Annotated in this window: 23 protein-coding genes and 1 pseudogene; 6 read left to right on the top strand and 18 right to left on the bottom strand. The window is 42.6% G+C overall.

All coding sequences use genetic code 11. The features are described 5' to 3' along the window. Nucleotides 1-3: 3 nt before the first annotated feature. The 7 genes from K360_RS0100510 to K360_RS0100480 form a co-directional block, all read right to left on the bottom strand. On the bottom strand, nucleotides 4-795 hold the full coding sequence (locus K360_RS0100510; protein ID WP_024821230.1) for a carbon-nitrogen family hydrolase: 792 nt from the start codon (nucleotides 793-795) through the stop codon (nucleotides 4-6). A 12-nt stretch (nucleotides 796-807) separates the two neighbouring features. After that, entirely contained in the window at nucleotides 808-1,503 is a 696-nt protein-coding gene (locus K360_RS0100505) for a DUF2848 family protein (RefSeq protein ID WP_024821229.1), read from the bottom strand. 27 nt (nucleotides 1,504-1,530) lie between these two features. After that, entirely contained in the window at nucleotides 1,531-2,205 is a 675-nt protein-coding gene (locus K360_RS0100500) for a GntR family transcriptional regulator (RefSeq protein WP_024821228.1), read from the bottom strand. Between the two features lie 382 nt (nucleotides 2,206-2,587). Beyond that, nucleotides 2,588-4,186, bottom strand: a complete 1,599-nt coding sequence (locus K360_RS0100495) for a DEAD/DEAH box helicase (protein WP_024821227.1) — start codon at nucleotides 4,184-4,186, stop codon at nucleotides 2,588-2,590. A 120-nt stretch (nucleotides 4,187-4,306) separates the two neighbouring features. After that, nucleotides 4,307-5,107 (bottom strand): ABC transporter permease, encoded by an 801-nt coding sequence (locus tag K360_RS0100490; RefSeq protein ID WP_245587066.1) that lies wholly within the window; start codon nucleotides 5,105-5,107, stop codon nucleotides 4,307-4,309. Between the two features lie 97 nt (nucleotides 5,108-5,204). Continuing rightward, entirely contained in the window at nucleotides 5,205-6,068 is an 864-nt protein-coding gene (locus tag K360_RS0100485) for a betaine/proline/choline family ABC transporter ATP-binding protein (RefSeq protein ID WP_024821225.1), read from the bottom strand. Between the two features lies 1 nt (nucleotide 6,069). Next, nucleotides 6,070-7,089 (bottom strand): ABC transporter substrate-binding protein, encoded by a 1,020-nt coding sequence (locus K360_RS0100480; protein ID WP_024821224.1) that lies wholly within the window; start codon nucleotides 7,087-7,089, stop codon nucleotides 6,070-6,072. 543 nt (nucleotides 7,090-7,632) lie between these two features. Here K360_RS0100480 and K360_RS0100475 point away from each other — a divergent pair. From K360_RS0100475 to K360_RS0100465, 3 genes are all read left to right on the top strand, one after another. After that, on the top strand, nucleotides 7,633-7,884 hold the full coding sequence (locus K360_RS0100475; protein ID WP_024821223.1) for a hypothetical protein: 252 nt from the start codon (nucleotides 7,633-7,635) through the stop codon (nucleotides 7,882-7,884). Nucleotides 7,885-7,914: 30 nt separating this feature from the next. Beyond that, nucleotides 7,915-8,715 (top strand): inositol monophosphatase family protein, encoded by an 801-nt coding sequence (locus tag K360_RS0100470; RefSeq protein WP_051461082.1) that lies wholly within the window; start codon nucleotides 7,915-7,917, stop codon nucleotides 8,713-8,715. 96 nt (nucleotides 8,716-8,811) lie between these two features. Continuing rightward, nucleotides 8,812-10,428 carry a Na/Pi cotransporter family protein gene (locus K360_RS0100465; protein WP_024821221.1) on the top strand — a complete coding sequence of 539 codons (1,617 nt, stop codon included), beginning with the start codon at nucleotides 8,812-8,814 and terminating at the stop codon, nucleotides 10,426-10,428. Here the strand turns inward: K360_RS0100465 and K360_RS0100460 are convergent. Both K360_RS0100460 and K360_RS0100455 read right to left on the bottom strand, forming a co-directional pair. After that, nucleotides 10,425-11,216 carry a TIGR03915 family putative DNA repair protein gene (locus K360_RS0100460; RefSeq protein ID WP_024821220.1) on the bottom strand — a complete coding sequence of 264 codons (792 nt, stop codon included), beginning with the start codon at nucleotides 11,214-11,216 and terminating at the stop codon, nucleotides 10,425-10,427. The genes K360_RS0100465 and K360_RS0100460 overlap by 4 nt on opposite strands. Continuing rightward, on the bottom strand, nucleotides 11,213-12,463 hold the full coding sequence (locus K360_RS0100455) for a putative DNA modification/repair radical SAM protein (RefSeq protein WP_024821219.1): 1,251 nt from the start codon (nucleotides 12,461-12,463) through the stop codon (nucleotides 11,213-11,215). The genes K360_RS0100460 and K360_RS0100455 overlap by 4 nt, the downstream gene beginning before the upstream one ends. A 287-nt stretch (nucleotides 12,464-12,750) precedes the next feature. On the opposite strand from K360_RS0100455, the gene bioB reads away from it, so the two are divergent. After that, nucleotides 12,751-13,764: a biotin synthase BioB gene (gene bioB, locus K360_RS0100450; RefSeq protein WP_051461081.1), complete on the top strand. Its 1,014-nt coding sequence runs from the start codon at nucleotides 12,751-12,753 to the stop codon at nucleotides 13,762-13,764. Here the strand turns inward: bioB and K360_RS0100445 are convergent. The 5 genes from K360_RS0100445 to K360_RS0100425 all read right to left on the bottom strand — a co-directional run bounded on the left by K360_RS0100445 (nucleotide 13,703) and on the right by K360_RS0100425 (nucleotide 18,395). Next, nucleotides 13,703-14,686, bottom strand: coding sequence for a biotin--[acetyl-CoA-carboxylase] ligase (locus tag K360_RS0100445; RefSeq protein WP_024821217.1), 984 nt, complete (start codon nucleotides 14,684-14,686; stop codon nucleotides 13,703-13,705). The two genes, bioB and K360_RS0100445, sit on opposite strands and share 62 nt — an antisense overlap. 229 nt (nucleotides 14,687-14,915) lie before the next feature. Beyond that, entirely contained in the window at nucleotides 14,916-15,605 is a 690-nt protein-coding gene (locus tag K360_RS0100440; RefSeq protein ID WP_245587065.1) for a phosphate ABC transporter ATP-binding protein, read from the bottom strand. A 60-nt stretch (nucleotides 15,606-15,665) separates the two neighbouring features. After that, nucleotides 15,666-16,499 (bottom strand): PstA family ABC transporter permease, encoded by an 834-nt coding sequence (locus K360_RS0100435; RefSeq protein ID WP_024821215.1) that lies wholly within the window; start codon nucleotides 16,497-16,499, stop codon nucleotides 15,666-15,668. Next, nucleotides 16,499-17,395 carry a phosphate ABC transporter permease subunit PstC gene (gene pstC / locus K360_RS0100430; protein ID WP_024821214.1) on the bottom strand — a complete coding sequence of 299 codons (897 nt, stop codon included), beginning with the start codon at nucleotides 17,393-17,395 and terminating at the stop codon, nucleotides 16,499-16,501. Before pstC ends, K360_RS0100435 begins: the two co-directional genes overlap by 1 nt. Before the next feature lie 118 nt (nucleotides 17,396-17,513). After that, on the bottom strand, nucleotides 17,514-18,395 hold the full coding sequence (locus K360_RS0100425) for a phosphate ABC transporter substrate-binding protein (protein WP_024821213.1): 882 nt from the start codon (nucleotides 18,393-18,395) through the stop codon (nucleotides 17,514-17,516). Between the two features lie 131 nt (nucleotides 18,396-18,526). On the opposite strand from K360_RS0100425, the gene K360_RS0100420 reads away from it, so the two are divergent. Beyond that, nucleotides 18,527-19,471, top strand: coding sequence for a ketopantoate reductase family protein (locus K360_RS0100420; protein ID WP_024821212.1), 945 nt, complete (start codon nucleotides 18,527-18,529; stop codon nucleotides 19,469-19,471). A gap of 193 nt (nucleotides 19,472-19,664) precedes the next feature. Here the strand turns inward: K360_RS0100420 and K360_RS0100415 are convergent, their stop codons facing one another. From K360_RS0100415 to K360_RS0100400, 4 genes are all read right to left on the bottom strand, one after another. Then, nucleotides 19,665-20,336: an amino acid ABC transporter permease gene (locus K360_RS0100415; protein ID WP_024821211.1), complete on the bottom strand. Its 672-nt coding sequence runs from the start codon at nucleotides 20,334-20,336 to the stop codon at nucleotides 19,665-19,667. After that, on the bottom strand, nucleotides 20,329-21,114 hold the full coding sequence (locus tag K360_RS0100410) for an amino acid ABC transporter ATP-binding protein (protein ID WP_024821210.1): 786 nt from the start codon (nucleotides 21,112-21,114) through the stop codon (nucleotides 20,329-20,331). The genes K360_RS0100415 and K360_RS0100410 overlap by 8 nt, the downstream gene beginning before the upstream one ends. A gap of 2 nt (nucleotides 21,115-21,116) precedes the next feature. Beyond that, entirely contained in the window at nucleotides 21,117-21,791 is a 675-nt protein-coding gene (locus tag K360_RS0100405; protein ID WP_024821209.1) for an amino acid ABC transporter permease, read from the bottom strand. Between the two features lie 95 nt (nucleotides 21,792-21,886). Then, complete coding sequence (locus tag K360_RS0100400) at nucleotides 21,887-22,642, bottom strand: ABC transporter substrate-binding protein (RefSeq protein ID WP_024821208.1); 756 nt, start codon at nucleotides 22,640-22,642, stop codon at nucleotides 21,887-21,889. Between the two features lie 355 nt (nucleotides 22,643-22,997). Between K360_RS0100400 and K360_RS11155 the strand changes: the two are divergent. Beyond that, a pseudogene (locus tag K360_RS11155) lies at nucleotides 22,998-23,567 on the top strand (peptide-methionine (S)-S-oxide reductase MsrA); the annotation flags it as partial. Between the last annotated feature and the right edge of the window lie 66 nt (nucleotides 23,568-23,633).

Genomic DNA, 23,633 nt, shown 5'->3' with positions numbered 1-23,633 from the left:
ATGTTATTTCAGATAGATTTCAGGGACTCTATCTTTAAAGATGGGCATATAGGTGCGTATCTCTTCAACTTTCTTCGTGTCAATAGTGACGAAGCCAGCTTCTTCTCCGTCTCCTGCTTTATATACAACCTGTCCCCAAGGATCAATCACCATAGAGGATCCACCAAAAAGGGTCCCTTTTGATGTCCCCACACGGTTACATGCCACAACGTACATCTGATTTTCGATGGCTCTTGTTTGAAGGATATTTTCCCAGTGGTCAATACGCACAGTAGGCCATTCTGCACTAACGAAAAGTACTTCGGCTCCATTAACGGCATAGGTTCGAAGCCATTCACAAAAGCGGATATCGTAACAAATAACACACCCAGCTTTTGTCCCATCGATGGAGAAGAGGCAAGATTTTTTGCCTGGGGCCAGATATGTATCTTCGCCCATAAGGCCGATAAGATGTACCTTATCGTAAAAAGCAATAAGTTCACCTTCCGGAGAAATAACTTGGGCGCGGTTAACGAACCTATTCCCACTCTTGGCTAGGACAGACCCTCCTACAAACCACACATTATATGTGCGTGCTAACTCACCAAGAAAATGTGCGGCTCCTTTCCCCTCAGGGTCTGCAAGCTCTTCAGCTTGTTCCAATGCGTAACCTACGTCCCATATCTCTGGAAGGACAATAGCTGTCGGAATCTCCGTTGGGGTAAGAGTCCGTTCTAACCATTTTTGTATATTAAGGCGATTGGCTTCTCTGTCCCCTATTTTTATATCAAGCTGCAGCATTCCAATTCTGAGCATAGGCACTCCTCCTTAATTCCGATCTGGCAACCTACGAACAGTGTACGTATGGCTTATAGACCGCTTTAGGACGGGATCATTCAGTTCCATCCTGAAATCGCCTTCGTAACAGATTTCGCCTTTGAGAGGTAACGTTCCACTGAAATAGGAAAATTTCCCGGGATAAGGTTTATCTTCTGTTGCCAGTTCTAGAAGTCGTTCTGGTATCAGAAGGCTCGCGAGGGTTCCCTCCTGATAAAGATACTCCTCTTCTTGTGGTGTTTTTCGAACCCAAGATCGTAGCTCTATTTCATCCCAATGAGGGCGAATATCGCTCATTTTCCAAAAAACGTTTCCAATCACCTTGCTGCAGGCTTGCTTGGCCTTTGAAACAGAGACGGTCTCCAATGCCCGATCTGTATGATCGCTGGCAACTGTCATAAAGAGGTTGCCGCCCTTATCTGCAGCAACAAAAAATTCTACTTCACCAGAACAGCCATTTCCTACCACCCATAAAATGGTATTAGTGGTTATACGTTCCGGATCGATCCAGTACATACTTGGAGTTTTTTCTGGTGCAGGGACGCCAATTTTTCTCAACTCCTCTACGTGGGCCATAACACCGGCTTGATCCCGACCAGCATAACCAATGGCTACACAAAGGTCCCATTCGAGGCAAATTTCTTCAAACCTTCCGTTATCTCTTAAAGCAATACTATGAAAATTCATGAGCTTTTCCTTTTCCTCCTTTCTGGATTAGGACATTTTTTTGTCATATAGAGCTTGATCCATAGCTACCATGCGCTTATGGAGAATCAATTCTGTATCGTCGAGATGTGCCAGTAGGGCTTTTTTGGCTTCCCGCCTCTGTCCATTTCGAACAGCACTGCAAAAAACAGAATGATCAGCAAGGACTCTGGGAAAACGCTCTTTCCCTGCGGCCATAGCCATGACTCCAAGCCATATCATTTCTTCGCTGATAGCATTCCAAAATTTTTGGAATCGAACATTCCCAAAAACCGAGAAATTCGCTGAATGAAAGTTTTGGTCTGAAGATATGAAAGAGTACAGGTTGTCCATGGAGTCTTTCATCTGTGAAATATGTTCGCTCATAACATCGGCTGCCTGTCGGTGGAGTTTTGCATTGAAAATAAGATTTAGCATAGCTGTTTCAAGAGTGCGTCGAACCTGGAAGACTTCTTTGAGGTCTTCCACTGAGACAGAACGAACCTGAATATTTTTTCGGGCATGAATTTTTAACCATCCTTCCTGAGAAAGACGATGAAGAGCTTCACGAACGGGAGTGCGACTTACCCCTAAAGAGTCTGCAAGAACTCGCTCTTGGAGAATAGCTTCAGGGGGGTATTCGAGAGAGAGGATGGAGGTTTTTATTTTTTGATATACAGATAAAGCTAAACTATTATTCTTCATCTGGCATACCACCAATAAAAAAGATTTTTTAGTTTCTTATACAGGTCTGTAATTAGAATGTATAGCAAGATAAAAAAACTAGTGTTTAAGCATGTTTACATGATATTTATAAAACAAAAAATATTTTTTGTCATCACCTAAAGAGGAGGCTAATAGTTTTTATCTTTTATTTATCTCAAACTAGTATACCAATAAATTTTTATGCCCTAAATTCGAGAATAAAGAAAATGGGAATATTAAGATTTTGAGATTCAATCTATTTATATCTGTAACGATGTTTAAAAATAACTGAACAAAAATAGACCCCCAGTCATCTTTTTGGATGACTGGGGGTCTATAAAAAACAAGTTTATAAAAATATAGAAGAACTTCTTCGCCTGTTTTATAACGAAGGAGGTTCGTCTCCTCGTAAGGATCCTTCGATTTCGTTGATTTTCTCTTCAAAACCATAAATTGTAGGATCAATATCATCGACTGTCTGATTTAATTCCCTCATGCTGCGGAAAGAATATCCCGGGGGAAGATGATTGGCATACCGTTTAATTTTTAAAAGAGATTGAAGATAATTTCGTTCATAAGGAGCGATAAGTTGAGCGGCAAAAAGAGCTTCTGGCTTTTCTTCTGCAAAAAAGAGTCTTGCCATTTCCAGATTTTCATCAGCGCTCATTTCTTCGTACCAAATTTCTGCCAAAAGGGTTCTAAATCGTTTCCGGTGCTGGGGACGTACCATTCGTCGCAGAGCCCGATCTATACGTTGCAGTCCTTGGCGGAGTTCCCCTCTGAGAATGGCCGGATCCATAGGAGGGAGAGAATATTTACTAATATAATCTGCCTCATCGTTAATATGTATTTCTCGGCGGAGAAGTTGCCCCCACGCTGGGCGTAAAGAGACTGAAGCTGCTTCTGGGTCAATATGGAGCAATTCCTTAAAAACGTCCCCTGTCTCATAGCCTCGATGCTCGCAAGGAGATTGAGAAAGCCATGTTACATATCCTGTTTCAAAGAGGCCTTTTCGTCCTGCCCGCCCGGCCATCTGTAAAAATGCGTTTTTGCTGATAGGCGCATTGTCATGAAACTGCACGAGCTGGGCAAAAATAACGCTTTCTGCTGGCAGGTTGACACCAAGAGCTAGAGCATTAGTTCCCACAACTACATCGAGAATACGTTCGCGAAAAGCGGACTCTACAAGAAGCTTCTCTTTGGGAAGCATGCTTCCATGATAGATTCCTACCCCGCATAAGAGAGGCATTTGGACCTTGGGGACATCAAGAATCGTAGCCAGTTCATAGAGTCGAGTTCGTTGATCTTTAGGAATGCGGCGACGAGTTCTTGCAATGGAGTAAGCTAGATCCATGGCTCCTCGCTGAGAGAAAACAAAGACGAGGGAATCATTTATATTGTAGATTTGAGCGGGTTTTTTAGGGGTATAAATCAACTCTGTAGCCCGTTCCTCCCCTTGGTAAACCACAAAAGAACGTTTGGTAATAGACTCTAAATACCTTCCGATAGCTCCCGGTTCGCTGAAGGTTGCGGACATGACGAGAATTGAGGTAGTGGGGGCCGTTTCTCGAATGCCGTCTATATAGGTCCGCGCTCGGTCTGGATCCTCAAAAATATAGTGAAATTCGTCAATAATCAATTTTTGGTGAGGAGTCTTTGTATATTTTAGGGTATAGATTTCCTGAGTGCAGCAAATAATAGGGGCCTCTTCGTTTCTTTTGAAGTCGCCAGTTTCGATCCCTACATCGAATCCCATACGTCGAAGGTCCATATATCTTTCATTGCTCAATGCTTTTATGGGAGCTGTAAATATAACCCTTGATATATCGGGAATTTGCGGGTTCCCTTCTTCATCAAGGAGTCCAGACCAAAGATAGGCAACAAGAGTTTTGCCTGACCCTGTAGGGGCAGAAAGAACGGCATTTTCTTCCCGTATTTTTTTATATGCCTCTATTTGCCACGGGTAGAAGCTTTTTACCATATCTACTGAGATCTCCCTTTACTTAGATAATACCTTCCAACTTATTATTTTTATATTATATCAGTACAAAAGAAGGGGCTGTACAGCCCCTTTTCGAAAAGTTGTTTATTTAAAGATCCTTTAACGTTTCGTCGGATCCAGGTGACGAGCAAAACCCTGGGTGATCCTATCTATGGCAATAGCCATAATGACAATGCTGATTCCTGCTTCGAAACCGCGTCCCATATCGATACGGTTAATAGAAAGAAGAACCTCCTGCCCCAACCCTTGAGCGCCGATCATTGAGGCTACAACTACCATAGACAGCGCCATCATTGTTGTTTGGTTAACTCCAGCCATAATAGTGGGCATAGCTAGCGGAAGTTGCACCTCTTTTAACAATTGCCACGACGTCGCTCCATACGCGATAGCCGCTTCTTGAGCTGGTTTGGGAACTTGTTTGAGCCCAAGAGCTGTTAAGCGTATTACTGGCGGTAGAGAATAGATAAGGGTGGCCAGTACGGCTGGGACTTTCCCCAAACCAAAAAACATCATGGCTGGAATGAGATAAACAAAACTTGGCATCGTTTGCATGGCATCCAAAATAGGATGAAAAATAGGCCCTACACAGTGAACTTTTGCTATGAGTATTCCCAGGGGGACTCCCATCAAAAGTGCTAAAATTACTGCTGCAACGACGATGGAGAGTGTTCCTATAGCAAGTTCCCATAATCCAAAGATTCCTATAATCAGGATAGACATGGGTAAAATGATCGTTGAGCATAAACGTTTTGTAGCTTTCCAAGCTAAGAAACCTACAAGGAACACATAGCCCCACCAAGGGATTGCGCTTAACAAGTTTTCTATTCCTAGAAGTACCTCTAAAATGCCGTTGGCGATACTGTCGAAGGTAGGGGCTAACTTTTCAAGAAGATAGTCCACTCCACTATTTACGAAATCTGCAATATGAAATTCAAGCGTTTCCGGAAATATGGTTTTTCTCCCCTTCCTTTTATATCTCGTTGATATTGTTTCCCTATTAAAAAGATTCTTTATTCGCTCTTTCTAACTGATGCCGTTTATCTTGGACAAATCTCGCAACGTAGCTATCAGCTGGATTTGCAAGAATATGGGTAGGACGACCTGTTTGAACAATAGTCCCGTTTTTCATGATGGCCATCCTGTCTCCAAGTTGTATGGCTTCATCCAAATCATGCGTGACGAAAAAGATAGTCTTATGAAGCTCTTGTTGGAGGCGGGCAAGTTCGTCTTGCATCTCCCTTCTTATAAGGGGGTCAAGGCCACTGAAAGGCTCATCCATAAGCAAAATAGGAGCGTCCATTACAAGAGCTCGCGCAATGCCTACACGTTGTCTCATTCCTCCACTTAGAGATTGAGGGTAATAATTCTCCCATCCTTCCAAGCCGACATGGTTCAAAGTGGAGCGAGAACGTTCCTCTCTTTCTTCTTTTGGAATACCCTGTAGTTTCAGCCCAAAAGCTACATTTTGGAGTATTGTCTTATGGGGTAGTAATCCGTAATGCTGAAAGACCATAGCTACGTGCTTTCTCCGGAACTCGATAAGTTCTTTTTGGGAAAGAGCTGTAACTTCTTGCCCGTTTGCCTGTATTTTCCCAGATGTCGGTTCAATGAGGCGGAGAATGCATCGAATTAATGTAGATTTTCCACTTCCTGAAAGGCCCATAATGACAAAAACCTCTCCCCGTCTGACTGAGAGGGATACACCTCGTATGGCCACTATAGTGTCTTCTGATTTGTCAAGTTGAGCAATCAAGTCCTTGTTTTCTACATCTATGTTCATATTGTTTCTTGCGTAGACCTTCCATAGATCTTTTATTTCAAGGACTGTTTCTAGATTTTGATTGTTCTGGTTCTGTATCATCCTAAAATGTCCCCTTTTCAAGGGCCATTTCAATTTTTTTAATTATCAATTCATCTTGAACCCATTCCTTCCAAACACTCGAATATGTTTTTAAAAACCAGATCGCTGTTTCCATAACAGTGGAATTCGTGTCTCTCATGTAAGCTAGAGCGTTGTTATTTTGGTCGATAGTGGTTTGATATCTTTTTAAAAATTCTGCAATATCAGGGTTGGATAGAACGAATTGGGAGTTTGCCAAAATTAAGACCTTTGCCGAAGGGAAAGCACATTTTCGAGTGGTTTCCCATATTTTTTTATTGTAGGGAGGCTCCTCTAACTTTGTCATGGAATATTTACCCATAATGGCTGTAGGCTCCCAATAGTAGGCCAAAACAGGTTCACCTTTTTCGTAAGCTGAAGCGATGGCTGATGCAAGAGCTGTCTGAGAACCAGGGTCAAAAGCTTCATATGTTTTATAAAGATTGTAAGCTTTTAACTTATTAAGGTTGATGCTATGAACTTTCCACCCTGCCGGGCCATTGTAAAATCGACCTTTTGATGGTTCCTCCGGATCTCTAAACAACTTCCAATATTTTGGGAGATCCTTTACGTTTTTCAGAAGGGGAGCTACAGGTTGTAACTTGCGGGCTTTGTCCCCTTTGATTACATAGGTGGGTACATACCATCCTTGCGGTGCATCGGGGAAATTCTCTCCGAGGGATACAACTTTCCCCTTCTTTTGTGCTTTTTGCCACCATTCATGAACATTATCTGCCCAAAGTTCCATAGTGATTTGGGCATCTCCCCGTTCGATACCAAGAAGCCCTGGAAGAGATTCAGCAAACATATAATCAGTTTCTCTCCCATAGCCATACGTTATGATGTAGCCAGCTATCCGATTGTGTATTTGTACGCTATCCCAGCTGAAGTCAATGAAAGTTACTTTCCCTTCTGCTGCTCGTAATGGCAAGGTTTCGGCACTGAAAATAATCAACAGACATACGCCTATAAGTATGGTTTTCTTTAAAAGGTTTTTCTTCAAATGTATCCACTCCTTTTGATGGGATAGTAGATATGCTGGTGAGGGAAATAGAGCGGGTATTTCTGAATATAAAAAAGAGACTTCTCCCTTAATTTAAAGGAAAGTGCCTTAAAATAAATACTCATTGGTAGTATTGAATAGGGGAATATACAACACAGAAAAAGGGGAGATATTATAACTCCCATCTACTGAAAAAACGCTTATATATTTTGTTTCAACATATGAGTGTTTCGTTTAAAAACGATATTTGCAGCGTGATTACTGTGAAGTATAGAACAAGTAATGCTCAAATTTCTCTTTTTTATAATTTTGTTGTCTAACTCTCCAACCCTTTCAGCCACCTCCCTTCGTGAGCGTAAGGTTGCTTGCTTCGTAGGGCCCGTGAGCATGATGGGGCAAATAGTAACACTGTACAATAATTTAGTCAAGAAAACATTCCCTGAGTTATGAATGGACCCTTCCATTTACGTAGGGTTCGGTATATGATCAAAGCCGTCTGTGTAGCTTGAAATAAAAGGATTGAAGAGACAAGGGGGAAGCGATGTGTATAGCATGTGGAAGATAATAATTTCTGATCTTCCAGAAGAGAGTGAACATCAATGTCTATACTCCATGATTCCTGAAGAAGAGGAAGAAAAGAGAGGCTTAAAAAGTCATATTTTTTGGCAGCAAATTGGTGATGAGATAACAGCTCTCGCAGTCGATAGAAATTTGCCTTTTGAGGCAGTAACAGAATATTTAAAAAAAGCGAAAAAAAATTATGGTAAAAGAGTTTCTCTTTATATAGAAAAGTAGAAGAAACTCTAGGTAAAAAGGAGACATACTTTGGTTATTGACGTTTTATCCGCATCTTTGATCTCTTTATTGAAAGAGGCGGGAGATATTATTAAAGAACGAAAAAGTACATATATTGCTCGTCGAAGATCGTTGTCAGACTATACAACGGCAACGGATATAGAAGTAGAGCGATTTATAGTTAGTCATCTCCAAAAGCTTTCCCCGGAAAGTGTTATTGTAGCTGAAGAATCGTCATCGTCTCGCGATAAAGCTCAACTTTGCAATAAGGCATTTGTGCTTGACCCTATCGATGGAACGGTAAATTTTTATCATAACTATCCTGCTTTCGCCATTTCTCTAGCATATGTTGAGAGGGGAACTGTTCAAAGGAGTTATATTTACGATCCCATTAATGAAGAGTTTTTTTCTGCTGTGAGAGGAAAAGGGGCTTTTTTAAATGGCACACCTATTCATGTTTCGACAACATCAACTCTTTCAGAAAGTCTTGTCGGTTTCGGAACTGCTTACAATAAAGAGCTCGGGAAAAAAGAAATTTCTCTTGTAATGAAAGTCTATGAGCAGTGTCATGACGTGCGTCGGAGAGGAGCGGCCTCTCTGGATGTTGCTTATGTAGCTTGTGGAAGGCTTGATAGCTATCTTGAAATGGATCTGAAACCTTGGGATTTTTATGGGGGAATTCTTCTTCTTGAGGAAGCTGGAGGGCTTGTAACAGATTGGAGTGGCAATTCTATTCAGGGGCTTGGAAATCAGGATGTTCTCTGTAGTAACGGGTTCATTCACAATGAAATGCTTGCAATTGTGGAAGAAAATCGATCACTTATACAATAAAGAGAGATTATAAAGTACGTTTAAAGATAAGAGCTTAAAGCAAATTTTTGTATGTAGGGCGTTTTTATATTTCTATTATCCGGGGGGATTGTACAGGTGCCACTCTCAAGCATATTTCAAGTTCTGGGTGGTGTTGGGCTTTTTCTGTTTGGAATTAAGCTTATGAGCGATGCCTTGCAAGATTTGGCAGGAGACAGATTACGCAAGTTGATTGGCTCGCTTACCAGCACACCAGTTCGAGGCGTTCTTATTGGGACATTAGTGACAATACTTATTCAAAGTAGTAGCGGAACAACGGTTATGACTGTAAGTTTTGTTCATGCAGGTTTAATGACCCTGAAACAGGCAGTAGGGGTTATTATGGGAGCTAACATAGGGACGACTGTAACAGCCCAGATTATTGCCTTTAAGTTTAAAAGTTTTGCTCTCCCGGTTATTGGGATAGGCATGATTCTTGCCGTTTTTGGCAAATCTAAACGGCGAAAGTATATTGGGAATGGACTGGTAGGTTTTGGTCTCCTTTTTTTAGGAATGCAGACTATGGAAAGTGCAATGTCCTTTCTTCAGGGTCGAAAAGACCTCTTCTTGCTTTTTGGTCATAATCCCCTTTTAGGTGTTTTAGTAGGAACTTTAGTTACTATGGTTGTTCAGGCAAGCTCTGCTACCATTGGTCTTACCATTGCCATGGCAAGCCAGGGACTTCTAACTCTTGATGCGGCAATTCCTATCCTTCTTGGAGATAATATAGGTACGACTATAACGGCTGTTATCGCGTCTTTAGGGTCTAATAGGTCTGCAAAACAAGCGGCAGCGGCTCATGTGATGTTTAACCTTATCGGGGTATTTATTTTCGTGCTATTTTTACCAATTTTCAAGACGGCGGTAGTTCTTACATCATCGGAAATTGCCCGACAACTTGCCAATGCCCACACTCTTTTTAATGTTGTTAATACACTTCTTTTCCTCCCCTTTACTTCGCCTTTTGTAAAAGTTATTCAAAAGATGGTTCCCACTAAGGATAATGGAATACGGGTTGGGCCTCAATATTTGGATCCCAAGCTTGTTGTGGCATCTCCTGCGGCAGCTGTAGATGCTATTAAAAAAGAAATTGCTCGTATGGGGGTTGTGGCTCTTTCTATGTTACAGGGGGTAAAAAAAGCTTTTCTTGAGAACGATTCAAAGATGGTCGAAGAGGTAAATGAATCGGAAAAAATATTGAATGAGCTTACCCATGCTATCGCAAAATATGCTGCGGAAATATGGCAAGAAGGCTTGCCAAGTGATCTTTCCACAGTTCTTTCTTCTTATGTGAATGGAATTAGCGACATAGAAAGAGTTGGCGACCACTGCCAAAATTTAATAGAACTATACGAGTATAAGGTGGAACATCGTCTGGATTTTTCTCCTGTAGCCTTGTCGGAGTTTGAAGATATGTTCGATACGGTCTTCCGTTCCGTAACCCTCAGTCTCGAATCGGTGGCAGAAGAAGATATAAATAAAGCTCATGAAGTGATAGACGTGTTAGAGGTAGAGGTGGATAGAAAAGAGAAATCTCTTCGGAAAAGCCATATCAGGAGATTGAACCGAGGGGAATGCCAGCCGTCTGCAGGAGTTATTTTCATCGATATTTTAAGTAACTTGGAAAGAATTGGAGACCATGCCCATAATCTTTCCTTTATAGCTATCGATATAGCTAAAACTCATCGCCATTAATCTTTGTTGTCTTTCGGATCAGTAAAGCGAGGGGGAGTAAGAGAGATGGAGTCATCCATTTCTGTAAGGTAGCGCCAGTACTTCATTGGCATATTCCTTTTCTGGAGTCCTTTGTTCCTTCGGGATGTTATAGTAACGCTGTTGAAAAAGGTTTTCCAGAGCTTTTGATACTCTTTCTCGCTTTGTGGGATATTGAGAGATTTTTGGAGATGAAAGTCCGTTTCATACCAACATCGCTGATCGTAAATCAATGCCTTGCCTCTCCCCGTGTCGTGAATGACCCAATTTTGATCAGCCATTCTGTGAGCGAAGTGGTTACCGAGTAGAGGCAATATATAGTGTTCCGGGGCGATAGGGGCGTAAAAAATACCTCCGAGGTCTTTGAAACGTAAAATGCCGCAAAACATATGGCGTTCTCTCGATACTTTCCTTTGTGCGTCAAGTGTTTGTAGAACACTTTCATTAGAAAATAGAGTTTGAGCTTCTTTCCCTCTTTTCCAAACCATTTCCAAATAATTAAAAATGGCCATATCTATCTGAGGAAAATCCCCGTGAAAGGCATAATATGCAGTTGTGAGAGCTTCCTGTCCTCCTTGCTCCTTCAATAAAGTATAAACAGCCCCTGCTATTTTAGGGCGAGTGTCCACATGAATAGTCTGGAAAAGGTTTTGTTGCTCTCTCTCTTGAAGCCTTCTGATAATGTTCTCTGGCCGAAGCTGCCTTAAAGAAGCTTCAAAAATAGTGCATAAAAGACCATCAAAAGTGCTATCGTAACTGTAAATGATCATGATTCAAAGAGAAAGAGCTGCTGCCCATACGATGTGAATTTACTCCGCTCTGCTAGAAAGTGGTGGCGGAGTCTTGTCTTATCCATAGTTTTATCTCCGCGAAATACTCCATTGCATGTAATAAAATACTGAGCTCGCTTTATAACGACTCCGAGGCGGGAGAGTAACTCGAAAGAGATGATATTGTTTTTTCTCGCAACAACGATTCTCTTGGCGGATTTTACGCCAATGCCTGGAACTCGAAGAAGCTGCTCGTACGAAGCTTTGTTGACCTCCACAGGGAAAAATTGGAGGTTCCGCAGAGCCCAATCTGTTTTGGGATCGAGATCCAGGTCAAAATAGGGCCTCTTTTCATCAAGAAGCTCACTAGCTTTGAAACGATAGAAGCGAAGTAGCCAGTCAGCTTGGTACAGCCTGTTCTCTCTCCGCAAGGGGGGTGTTGATAGTGCTGGAAGTAACGGGTTATCAGAGACCGGAACATAGGCAGAATAATATACTCGCTTGAGGTTGTAGTGAGAGTAAAGGTTTTCAGAAAGACGAAGGACAGTAAGATCATCTTCTGGGGTTGCCCCTACAATAAGCTGTGTACTTTGTCCTGCCGGAACGAAAAGAGGGGCTTTCCTGCCACGCCATGTTGGCTTTTCCAGTTGATTTTCTTTAATGCGTTTCGTGAGGTGTTTCATAGGACGCAAGATCGACTCCTTGTTTTTTTGGGGAGCGAGCAATGTAAGGCTTTTTTCTGTGGGGAGTTCAATATTGACGCTCATGCGATCAGTGTATTGTCCAAAAGCATCGACGAGCGCTGGATCAGAACCTGGAATTACCTTTGTGTGTATATATCCGCCGAATCTATACTTTTTCCGAAGAAGCAAAAGTGTTTGAAGCAAACACTCCATTGTATGGTTAGGAGATTTATACACGCCAGAGCTCAAGAATAGACCTTCTATATAGTTACGGCGATAAAAATTAATGGTGAGTACGGCAAGCTCCTCTGGAGTGAACGTAGCTCGTGGGCGGTCGACACTTCGTCGATTTACACAATAGGCACAGTCATAGATACAATCGTTTGAGAAAAGAACTTTCAGAAGAGAGACACACCGGCCATCAGCAGTCCACGAATGACATATTCCTCCAAGGCTGGCGTTGCCTATTCCTGACGGATTTTTACGTTGGCTTCCGCTGGAAGAACATGATACATCGTATTTAGCTGCATCAGCAAGAATAATAAGTTTCCCTTCCGTGTCCATTTTTTCCCCTTCCATTCTCATAGGATACTGTTATTATGGTTCGGGGACGGCTGCAGCCCCGGGGATGCAAATTCGGGGGCATTCCCGGGGAGTCTCCTCCATTCTCTATTATATCCTTTCCATTTCCCCATAAAAAATGGTTTTAAAGAGAATTGTCATCTATTTTTTATATATGGTTGACATATAAAGATGCCTTCGTTTATAGTGCATTAAGACGTGGATGGACGCATGTCTGGCGTTGCATTTCGTAAACGCTCAATCGCCTGCAGAATTGGAGCGGATGTGTTATGGAGTCAATATATGAGTATATTCGTCGCACAGGTACTATATCAATACCATTGAAAAAACTTCTTTCTTGGGCAGAGACAGTTCCCCTTAAAGAGATTTTAGAAGCCGCTGATACTGTGAAACAAAAATATGCTGGTACAGGTGTAGAACTTTGTTCTATTTTGAATGCCAGGTCTGGTCGATGTAGTGAGGACTGCGCTTTCTGCGCTCAGTCGGCTTGGTGGAATACACATTGCGCTCCGAAACCCCTTATCTCTTTTCGCGAGGCTCTTTATGAAGCTCAACAGTGCGAAGCGAAGGGCGTTCATCGTTTTTCCCTCGTTACAAGTGGTCGTTGTCTTTCTGTTGAAGATACGGACCATCTCTGTCGAGTATATGAAGGGCTTGCTTCAAAAACATCGTTGCGTCTCTGTGGGTCTCATGGCCTGATTACTGAGAAACAGGCTCGTCAACTAGTTTCAGCTGGAGTAAGCCGATATCACTGTAATTTGGAAACTGGACCGAACTTTTTTCCCTCCATTTGTTCTACCCATACGATAGAAGATAAGTTGAAAACCCTCTCTTGTGCTCGTCGAGCAGGTCTTGAGCTTTGTTCAGGAGGGATTATGGGGTTGGGAGAGACCCTTCAAGATCGTCTCGAAATGGCGTCTCTTGTTGCTCAGGCAGGGGCTGTCTCGTTCCCCTTGAATATTCTCACTCCTATTCCAGGAACTCCTCTTCAGAATTGCCGCATTCCTCAAGTGCACGAAATACTACTATCGGGAGCTCTTATTCGTTTCCTTCTCCCCCACGTTACCCTTCGTTATGCAGGGGGGCGAAAGGCCCTTGGTGTCCACGTGGTAGAGGGACTCCACGGCGGAATAAATGGCCTTCTCACAGGTGATTATCTTACGACAACTGGACGATCGATAGAGGAAGATTTAAAGATGATTACTTCCGCCGGGTTCTCGGCTAGGGCTCACGATATAACCCTGCCCCCAAATGGACTTCTCCAGAGAGAAGAGCTTCGGTAGAGCCATCTTTATGGCGCACAACAAGATGGCCTGACGAATCGATGTCTATTGCAGTGGCAGTGGTGACTCCCTGAGGGCTTTCATATGTAATTTCCTCTCCGATGAGAATAGAAAGCTCCCGACAGATGCGCAGATAGGCAGGATAGGGATGTCCTTCAAGAAAACCCTGATAGAGAGGCTCAAAGGTGTTGAGAATAGCGGCCATGAGGCTTTTACGATCACATGGGGCGCCTTTTTCTATCTGTACCGATGTAGCAACAGAACGAATGTCTGTTGGGAAAGAGGGGGTGTTGACATTTATTCCTATGCCAATAATGATATGTTCAATGTGGTCAAGTTCGCAGCTCATTTCAGTGAGAATGCCACATACCTTACGCTTCGATAAAAGAACATCGTTGGGCCACTTGATTTGCGGAGACAACCCTAATTCCTGAAGAGCCGTAGCTACAGCAGCAGCTCCTACCTGAGTAATGGAAGCAGCTAGGAACGGAGCTAGATCTGGACGAAGGATGAGAGACATCTGGATGGCTGTACCAGGTGTGGAAAACCATCCTCGGCCAGAACGACCACGTCCTGTAGTTTGGTGCTCTGCCACGACGACGCTTCCGTGTGTTGCTCCTTCGCGAGCTAGTTTCCGAGCCTCTATGTTAGTGGAATCTAGCTCCTTATAGTGCAAAATAGGGTGACCGAGATGGGTTGTGGTCAGGAGAGGTTCTATTTCGTAAGAGTTGAGCAGGTCTGGAACATGTATAAGACGATAGCCTTTACGGGAAGAGGAGTCTATTTCATATCCCTCTTCTCGTAATTGCTGGATATGTTTCCATATAGCAGTGCGGCTGACCCCGAGATCCTCGCAGAGAGCTTGTCCTGAAACGTATGTTCCCCGAGCCCTTTTTAAAATATTTATAATATGTTTTCTCAAAAAATCGCTCCCTTACCATAACGATGTATAGAGATATCATCCTTGCCATAAACTATGTCTTGTCTTGGGCTGTGCGATCAAAACAATTTATAGGGGTATTGTTCTCCCAAACATTATGCCTGCCCATACAACAACAGTGGTTCGAGGCGGAACGCCATCGCCAATAAAAATTATAGCACTTCATTCCAATAATTATTGTCGTGGGAGAAATGTAAGCTAGGAGCTGTCTTTAGCCGTAAATCCCCGAAATATATTCAGCTGTCCGTTCATCCTGAGGCTGACTAAAAATAGTCGAGGTACAGCCTTCTTCTACTATTTCTCCATCGAGCATGAAGAGAGTTTTATGAGCTAATCGTCGCGCTTGGAATAGATTATGAGTTACGATAATAATCGTATAGTGTTCACAAAGCTTCGCGAGCATAGTTTCTATGTTCAGAGTATTTTTTATATCCAAAGCAGAGCATGGCTCATCAAGAAGCAGGATTTCCGGCTCTACGGTAAGAGCTCTTGCGATACACAATCGCTGCTGTTGTCCTCCGGAGAGGAGAGTTGCTTTCATAGAAAGATTATTTTGTACCTCTTCATAAAGCCCCGCTATTTTTAGCTTTTCTATAATGATAGTATGAATATTCTCTTTTTTATATCCATAATATCGAAGAGGATAGGCCATATTATCGAATATGGAGAGGGGAAAAGGTGTTGGTGCTTGAAAAACCATACCAATTCTTCGGCGAACCTTTTCAGGTTGTAGTGAGAGAATATTTTCTCCATCGAGTAAAACGTGTCCTTCTGTAATGGCACCTTCCTCCTCGCTAATAAGTCGATTCAAACTTTTTAGAAAAGTAGATTTTCCGCACCCTGAAGGGCCAATAATGGCTGTAATCTGGCGAGGAGGGATAGAAACGTTTATTCCTTTCAATATAACCTTCCCCCCAAAGGATACAGATAGGTTGTGGGTTTCAAGAATAGGATCCATTTGCTATCCTTCCTTTCTGTGCATTCTTATAAAGATGGGCACACTGTTTAAGGCTAACAGGATAATGATAAGGACGAGAGCTGTCCCATAAGCTTTGCTTAAAGAGATTCCTTGTCCTACAAGAATATAAAGATGATTAGGTAAAGCCATGGCAGGAGAGAAAAGACTACGAGGCACAGGGGCGAAGAGGACTGCTCCAGTAAAGAGTATAGGTGCTGTAGCTCCCATGGCAAAACTGCCCCCCAAAGCGATGGCGCTAGCTATATCTCCTAAACTTGCAGGGAAAACAAGGTGGAAAAGAGTCCAGGTCCTTGTAACGCCTAATGCTAATGAAGCTTGGACAAGTTGAGGAGGAAATTCCCGAAAAGATTTCTCAACGCGGACCTCTATAAAAGGAAAGATCATAACACCGAGAATAAGTCCCCCTGAAAGAAGCGATACGCCTAACTTGAGAGTAACTACGAAAAAAGCGTACCCAAAGAGCCCCAAAATAATAGAAGGTACTCCTGCCATAGAGTGAATAAAAAAGTGACAAAGACTGGTAATGCAAAGATTTTTATTGTAAAAAACCAGCCAAATAGCTGTAGGAATGGCAAGTATGGATCCGAAAAGGCAAGCAATGCTTGTAAAACCGAGACTTCCCATAATGGCAGGCCAAATTCCCCCCTCTATCCCAAGAGGGAATCCTTGGGGTGTTCCCAGCAGAAACTGGATGGAAAGCTCGTTAATTCCATGAATGAATATATCGCCTAGAATAATGGCCAGTGATGCGAAGGTCAGGCATATACTTATGAAAAGCCAAATTCGAATTCCCCGGTAACGACGGAATCTATTCATTACGCATCTCCTTCGAGACTTTTTTCGATTATGAAAAACAGGGTATTAAAAACAAACAAAACGAACATGAGTACGAATCCAGCGGCGAAAAGAGCACGATAATGGGGGCTTCCAACGTGGGCTCCCCCCATTTCCAGAGCGATAAGGCCGGGAATTGTTTGTGCTTTATGAAGAAGCTTGGGAAAAATGGGACTGTTCCCTATCACCATCATGACGGCCATCGTTTCTCCCATAGCTCTGGAAAAAGAAAGAATCAGAGCAGAAAAAAGGGCCTTAGACATGGAGGGGAAGAGCAAATACCGGATCATATGCCAACGGGAGACTCCAAGGGCAGTAGAAACGTGTTTGTAGCGGCGAAGAATTTTTGTTGCAGATTCGTGACATGTAGAGATAATGTAGGGCAGAATCATAACAGACAAAAGAATCCCTCCTGCCAATATTGATTCTCCAGACGAGAAAGAGAAGTGGGTCTCAAAAAATTTTACGATGATTAAAAGCCCTGCGAATCCGTATACTACAGAAGGGATTCCAGCCATAAGGTCAATAAGCGGAAGACAGATGTTTGGGAGTTTATTGCCTGCTAGTACAGAAAGAAATATGGCAACTCCTACTCCGATAGGGAAAGCTATGACGGTGGCCAGCACTGAAACATAAACAGTAGCTGCAATCATTGGCGCTAGACCAAAAGCTGGAGGCGTAGCAAGTGGATTCCAACGCTGCCCTGTAAGAAAGGCCCGTAGAGGGGTATTTTGAAAAAATATCAGGCTTTCTTTTGCTATGAAAAGGAACATAAAAAATAAAAGGGAGACAGAAAGGAGAGTGACTCCTTTACATATTATTACAAAAAACCTCCCTCTTTTATCCTCCTCGACGAAAAGATAAGAAGAGTTTTTCATAAGCAAGAACCTCCTAAATAATGTTTCCGAGCCAGATATGCTAAAAATTTGTGTATCATTAACAAAAGAGGCCGGAGAACAATGTCTCCGGCCTCTTTAATATAACGTTTATTAATCGCTATTGGGCCGGTACGAAGCCCATTTGTTCTACAACAGCCATTCCTTCTTCAGAGAGAAGACTGTCTACAAAAGCTTTTTCATTAGCGCTCATGGCACCTTTCTTTATTATAAGAAGAGGTCGAGCTATAGTGTAGGAGCCGTTGAGAATGTTTTCAGCAGTGGGTTCAACACCATCTACTTTAAGGGGAATGATTTTCCCTTTATTCATATTGACCATTCCGAAGGAAGCATATCCAATAGCGTTTTTATTCTCCATAACTTTTGTTACAAGTGCTCCCATGGAAGGTGCCTGTATGGCATTGGGAGTTACGTCTACTTTTCCCATGACAGTTTTCTGGAACACCTCATGAGCGCCACCGCCAATATCTCGAATTACAATAACGATTTCATCTTTAGGAAGGCTGGAATCCAAATCATTCCAATATTTATACTCGCCACTGAATATCTTGACTAACTCTTCTTTAGTGAGGTTGGGCTTGATCTCATGTACCTTGTTATCAGGATGGACCGAAATTGTAAGAGCATCTGTCCCAAGATGGAACTCGTGATAATCTCCCACAGATTTTTTCTCTTTTTCCGATACTGCTCGAGCTGTCATGCCCAAATTGCTGGTGCCATCAAGAATCGCCTTTACTCCTTCTCCAGAACCGCCGCCTGATACGAAAATTTCAATTTTTGTATTTGGTAAGGAGGAATCCACTTTATCCCAAGTTTCATATTTCTCTATAAATTGCTTGGATATTTGAGAAACAACAGGGGCCAGCGTAGAGGATCCTTTAAAAAAAAGTTGCCCATCCGCAGCATGAGCGCGTACTTTCCCAAGGGAAAAAAGCCCTAAAACCGCAAGATACAAACATAAAAAGCGGATCTTTTTGTTCAACTATAACTACCTCCTATATTATATATTCCTTATTTGCAACAAGATTATAGCCCGCAAAAAAGTCTCTGTCCATTACAATAGACTTGATTCAAAATAATTTTCATCAGAGAAGAGAAGAGGAGGGGAGCTTCGTGGATTTTTGTATTGCGGGTCTTGGTGGTGTTGGTGGATGTTTTGGGGGGCGGTTGGCTTCAGCCTATGGAAAGTCGCAACAACATAGAGTTTCTTTCCTTTGCCGTGGAGAGCATATGACGCAAATTAAAAAAGAAGGATTGATTGTTAAGACCCCCTCTGATACGTTCCGTGCAATTCCCCATATGGTTTCTTCGTCTCCTGTGGACATTGGCCCTGTGGATGTAATCTTTTTTGCGGTGAAGGGGTATGATCTCTTCAATATGGCCGAAACAGTTCATTCTCTTTGTCATGACCGCACATTGCTTATTCCTGTGGGAAATGGCATCGATAATCCGCATCTCTTGGAGAAAGCGAGTTTAAAAGGGGTCTTCTTCAACGGATGCGTATATATTTCTGCGTATATATCGGCGCCTGGAGAGGTACGTCAGGTAGGGGGCAGTTGTAAAATGGTGGCAGGCCCTCTCGATGGAAGGGTTGAACGATATGGAGAGCTTGAAAGTGTAATGAAAGAGGCAGGTATCTCTTTTGAACTGACGCCTCATGTGGAAGAAGCGGTATGGACAAAATTTATTTTTATGAGCCCTATGGCGGCCATAACTACGTTGGTTGAAAAAACATTCGGGGAGGTATTGTCCGATCCCTACTTAAAGCAGACACTCCGCGAACTTATGGAGGAGCTTCATAAATTAGCCCAGAAGAAAAATATTTCTCTCCCTGAAGATATTGTAGATCGCTCTCTTGCCCAAGCCCGGTCTTTCCCTTCGGGGACGCGATCCTCTATGGAGCTGGACTATTCCAGGGGACGTCGAGTTGAGCTCGAAACATTTGTAGGGGCTGTCGTTCATTTGGCATCTTCGCTTCAAGTTTCAGTTCCCGTGTATGATCAAATATATCGACGCCTTCATAACAAAATTTTAACTTCAGGGAAAGAGAGAAGGTAGGGGCTGCTGTCTATAAAAAAATAGAAAGAGTGCATGTAAATAAAGCAGTCAAGTTCCATTTCTCCTACCATTTGACGCAAGGTGATATGTTTAAAGAAGCTTGTTTTTGTAAAGGGCATTCAGTTTCGTGAAGATATACCTATACGTCAAGCTATAGGGAGGGGAGAGCTTGACCCTTTGTCGCTCGTCCCCTTTAGCTTTCTTGGCTCCATCCAGGGATGTAAAGTTTTTTTTCGAGGATCGATAGAAGCCAACTGGCAAGAGTTACCATAAAGAGATAGATGATGCCTACGACGGAAAAGACAAGGGTGTACCTAAAAGAACGCCCTGCTATTATTTTCCCGGCGCCAGTGAGCTCTATGCACGTGAGCATATATGCCAGAGACGAATATTTGATCAGGTAGATCATTTCATTAGAGCACCCTGGAATAGCTCGTCGTAACGCTTGAGGAAGAATAATATTCCAGACAGCTTGGGCTCGTGTCATGCCTAAAGCTTGCGCGGCTATGAGCTGGCCGCCTTTTACAGATTGTATAGCCCCTCGAATATACTCTGAATTATAGGCGCCGTTACAGAGGACAAATCCCAGAACTGAAGCTGCGAAAGGGCTGAGAGAAATCCCCATGGACGGTAGACCGAAATAGAGCATAAAAAGTAAAATTAAAAGGGGAGTTCCCTTGAAGAAAATGACGTAAAGCTTACAAAAAAAAGAAATGGACTTGTTCCCGTACACTCTTCCAACCGCTATAAGTGTCCCTGTTACCAAGCCAAAGGGAATCGACCATATAATAAGCTTGATCGATACAATGAGTCCTTCCAACAAAGCCGGAAGTACATCTTTTTGAATGAAGAGCAGATTATCCATTTACTTTTCCCAACTCTCCGTAAAGATCTGTTAATTTTCTTAAAAATTGGCGAGTCCTTTCATATTGAGGGGCGTTTAATAGTTTTTCCGGACTCCCACTTTCCAAAATTGTCCCCTCCTCCATAAACATGATTTCATTGGCTACAGAGCAGGCAAATCCCATCTCGTGTGTAACTACAAGCATGGTCATCCCTCCTCTGGCGAGATCTTTCATGACTTCCAGCACTTCCCCTATGAGTTCAGGATCCAAGGCAGATGTAGGCTCATCAAAAAGCATGACGTCAGGATCCATGGCTAAGGCCCTGGCGATAGAAACTCGCTGAGCCTGACCTCCAGAAAGCTGGGAAGGGTAGTGTTGAGCGAAAGAGTCCATTCCTACACGAGAGAGTTCTTCCATGGCTTTATCCCGAGCAGCGTCTTTTTTCATTCCCTTCACCTTGATAAGAGCGATCTCCACATTACGAAGCGCTGTAAGGTGATCGAAGAGGTAAAAATTCTGAAAAACCATTCCCATCTTCTGCCGAAAAAAATTAATATTTTTTTTAGAGTGAGTTACCTCTTCTCCATGAAGCCAAATTTGCCCTTTATCCGGGATGGTCAGTTGGTTGATACAACGAAGCAGCGTACTTTTTCCTGTACCAGAAGGGCCTATGAAGACTTTTGTCTCTCCTTTCCTGACAGAAAAGGAAACTCCCTTCAGTACTTCTACGTTCCCATAGGATTTATGAATATTCTCTACTCGTAAGATAACGTCTTCTTGTTGCGTTAATGTCGTCATGGTTACCGTTCTCCATTTCCAAAACCAGGAATACGAAACTTACCTTCTGCATAGTGAAGGAGTCGCATTCCTCCGTAATTCAACAAAATAAAGATAATGGCGCATGTGAGAAAAATAGGCATGGGCTGATATGTTCTGGAGACAACCAGATTAGCCCGGGTCAATATTTCCAGTACGCCAATGGCATATGTAACCGAGGAATCGGTGAGAAGGATGGGGTATTCGTTAGACCATCCAGGAAGAGCCAGTCGTATGGCCTGGGGTAAAATAATAGATTTAATAGCCTGTCCTTTGCTCATGCCTAAAGAGCGCGCCGCCAACATTTGTCCTTCTCCAAGGGATAAGATACTTCCCCTAAAAATCTGGGATTGATAGGCTGCACTTCGAAGCCCCAGAACTACTACTGCCGTTGTGAAGGCTGAGGCATCAATTCCAATGGAAGGGAAAATGCCGAAAAAGAAGAGAAAGAGAAGAACAAGGTTCGGAAGGCCTCGGAAAATCCACACATAGAATTTTACTATTTTTTGTGTAAGAGGAGAGCCATATACTTGTCCTACAGCCAGAGGCAATCCCATACAAAGCCCTAGCCCTAGTGAAAGAGCCACAATTCTTAGAGTTACAAGAGCTCCTTGAAGTAGATATGGTAACGATATGAAAATAACCTCCAGACTTCCCATGTTCTTACGCACTCCCTCTGTTTATATTTCTAAATCAAAAGAGGGGAATGAAGGAAAATCATTCCCCTTCAGGTCAGTTTTGAATTTAAAGATGCCTAGAACATCTTGTATTTTGCTTTGAGTTCATTCCATTTCGGAGAGCTCATGAGACGATCAAGACCGGTATTGATTAATTCTTTGAGGTCCGAATCCTCTTTCCGAATTGCTACGGCGTATTCTTCTCCCGTAGAGATTGTTCCAATAACTTTGAGAGGTTTCCCCTCTACTGCCTTAGCAACAATAACATCGTCCATCATGGCAGCATTGATCCGGCCGTTTTCCAGGTCTTTTGCAGCTAGAGGAAAGTTATCGTAGAGTTTAAGATTTTCTTTTGGGAGAATTCCTGTTTTTACAAGATAATCTTCCAACCACAAAGCTGCTGTGCAACCTCGTTGAGTTCCTATAGTTTTTTTGCCGTCGAAGAGATTCCCCATATTGATTTCCGATTCGGCTTTTACGCAGACAGCCTGATTAATGATCCAGTATACCTTGCTGAAATCAACTACTTTTCTCCGTTCAGGAGAGGCTGTCATTCCCGAATAGACCATGTCTATTTTCTTTGCGAGAAGGGCAGGAATAATGCCATCCCATGCCATAGGCTGTACCTTTACTTCAAAACCCATCTCTTGAGCGATCCACTCGATAGATTCCACGTCAAATCCTGTGGGTTTACCATCTTGGCCAATAAAAGAGTAGGGATAATAATCCCCATCAATTCCTACGATGTACGTCTTCTTTTCCGCTGCCATTACTCCGCTGGCTGCCAGAACAAGAAGAAGACAGCCCATGATTATTGCTAACTTTTTTTTCATACCTCATGCCCCCTCATAATTTTTTTATTTTTCAAGATGATAATTTATCATGCTAAAGTGCCAGTCGATCAAAGATTATAGAGAAAGACCTTTAAACTGTCAATGCGTTAAAAAATCGATTGGTTAAAAATATGGCAGAAAGAGAGTTCTTTTATAGGTATGCCAGAGATCCTTTTCCATGTAAAATAATTTTTAAAGGGCGTGAAGAAAAGAAAAGGAGGAGAGAAAAATGATTTTCCTAAAAGGCCTTTTTATTATCTCTATAGCCGTACTTGCCATTTTAGGGATAGTTTTACCCAGCTCTGCCTCTTCCCGTGCTACTGTTACATTTGCCCTCGGGTGATTCTGGGGACCAGATGCCCGGTTCGGGATCATTCGAGGGGTTCTTAGTACACGTGTTGGATATGCAGGGGGAGATACAGAGGACCCCACGTATCATAATCTGGGGAACCATATAGAAAGCATTCAAATAGATTATGATTCTCAAGTAATTTCTTTTAAAAAGTTACTTTCCATTTTCGCGGAGAGTCACGACTCTACTCGTGTTTCTTTTGCACGACAATATATGTCGGCAATTTTTTATAGCGATGAAAAGCAAAGAGAAGAAGCTTTTGCTTGGAAGGAAGCTATGAACCGTCAAGGAAATCGCCCGGTTGTGACAAAAATTATGCCTCTTAAGGTTTTCTATCTTGCGGAAGCCTATCATCAAAAATATTGGCTTCGGCTTCATCGCGAACTTTTGCGGGAGTATCAAGTTCAATACCCACAGTACGAAGATTTCTTGAATTCTACGTCTGTCGCTCGTGTGAATGGATATCTTGGCGGAGAAGGGACTCTTTCTATGCTAGAAAAAGATGTGCCTGGTCTCGGGCTATCGGATGAGGGGCAGCGGCGTTTAAAAAACGTTGTGCAAAATCGAGATTAGACAGAAAACGACATGTGTATAAAGGAACCTGACCTGACGATCAGTCATAATTGATTTTAACTTGAA

Source organism: Aminobacterium mobile DSM 12262, from assembly GCF_000526395.1.
Lineage (GTDB): Bacteria > Synergistota > Synergistia > Synergistales > Aminobacteriaceae > Aminobacterium > Aminobacterium mobile.
Note: the sequence above shows the minus strand (reverse complement) of the source record. Positions and strands in the feature narration are given on the sequence as shown.

What these genes read in the sequence shown, in the direction of transcription:
- K360_RS0100510 (WP_024821230.1), bottom strand. Translation starts at nt 795, where the DNA reads ATGCTCAGAATTGGAATGCTGCAGCTTGATATAAAAATAGGGGACAGA.
- K360_RS0100505 (WP_024821229.1), bottom strand. Translation starts at nt 1,503, where the DNA reads ATGAATTTTCATAGTATTGCTTTAAGAGATAACGGAAGGTTTGAAGAA.
- K360_RS0100500 (WP_024821228.1), bottom strand. Translation starts at nt 2,205, where the DNA reads ATGAAGAATAATAGTTTAGCTTTATCTGTATATCAAAAAATAAAAACC.
- K360_RS0100495 (WP_024821227.1), bottom strand. Translation starts at nt 4,186, where the DNA reads ATGGTAAAAAGCTTCTACCCGTGGCAAATAGAGGCATATAAAAAAATA.
- K360_RS0100485 (WP_024821225.1), bottom strand. Translation starts at nt 6,068, where the DNA reads ATGATACAGAACCAGAACAATCAAAATCTAGAAACAGTCCTTGAAATA.
- K360_RS0100460 (WP_024821220.1), bottom strand. Translation starts at nt 11,216, where the DNA reads ATGATCATTTACAGTTACGATAGCACTTTTGATGGTCTTTTATGCACT.
- K360_RS0100455 (WP_024821219.1), bottom strand. Translation starts at nt 12,463, where the DNA reads ATGGACACGGAAGGGAAACTTATTATTCTTGCTGATGCAGCTAAATAC.
- bioB (WP_051461081.1), top strand. Translation starts at nt 12,751, where the DNA reads ATGGAGTCAATATATGAGTATATTCGTCGCACAGGTACTATATCAATA.
- K360_RS0100435 (WP_024821215.1), bottom strand. Translation starts at nt 16,499, where the DNA reads ATGAATAGATTCCGTCGTTACCGGGGAATTCGAATTTGGCTTTTCATA.
- pstC (WP_024821214.1), bottom strand. Translation starts at nt 17,395, where the DNA reads ATGAAAAACTCTTCTTATCTTTTCGTCGAGGAGGATAAAAGAGGGAGG.
- K360_RS0100415 (WP_024821211.1), bottom strand. Translation starts at nt 20,336, where the DNA reads ATGGATAATCTGCTCTTCATTCAAAAAGATGTACTTCCGGCTTTGTTG.
- K360_RS0100410 (WP_024821210.1), bottom strand. Translation starts at nt 21,114, where the DNA reads ATGACGACATTAACGCAACAAGAAGACGTTATCTTACGAGTAGAGAAT.
- K360_RS0100405 (WP_024821209.1), bottom strand. Translation starts at nt 21,791, where the DNA reads ATGGGAAGTCTGGAGGTTATTTTCATATCGTTACCATATCTACTTCAA.
- K360_RS0100400 (WP_024821208.1), bottom strand. Translation starts at nt 22,642, where the DNA reads ATGAAAAAAAAGTTAGCAATAATCATGGGCTGTCTTCTTCTTGTTCTG.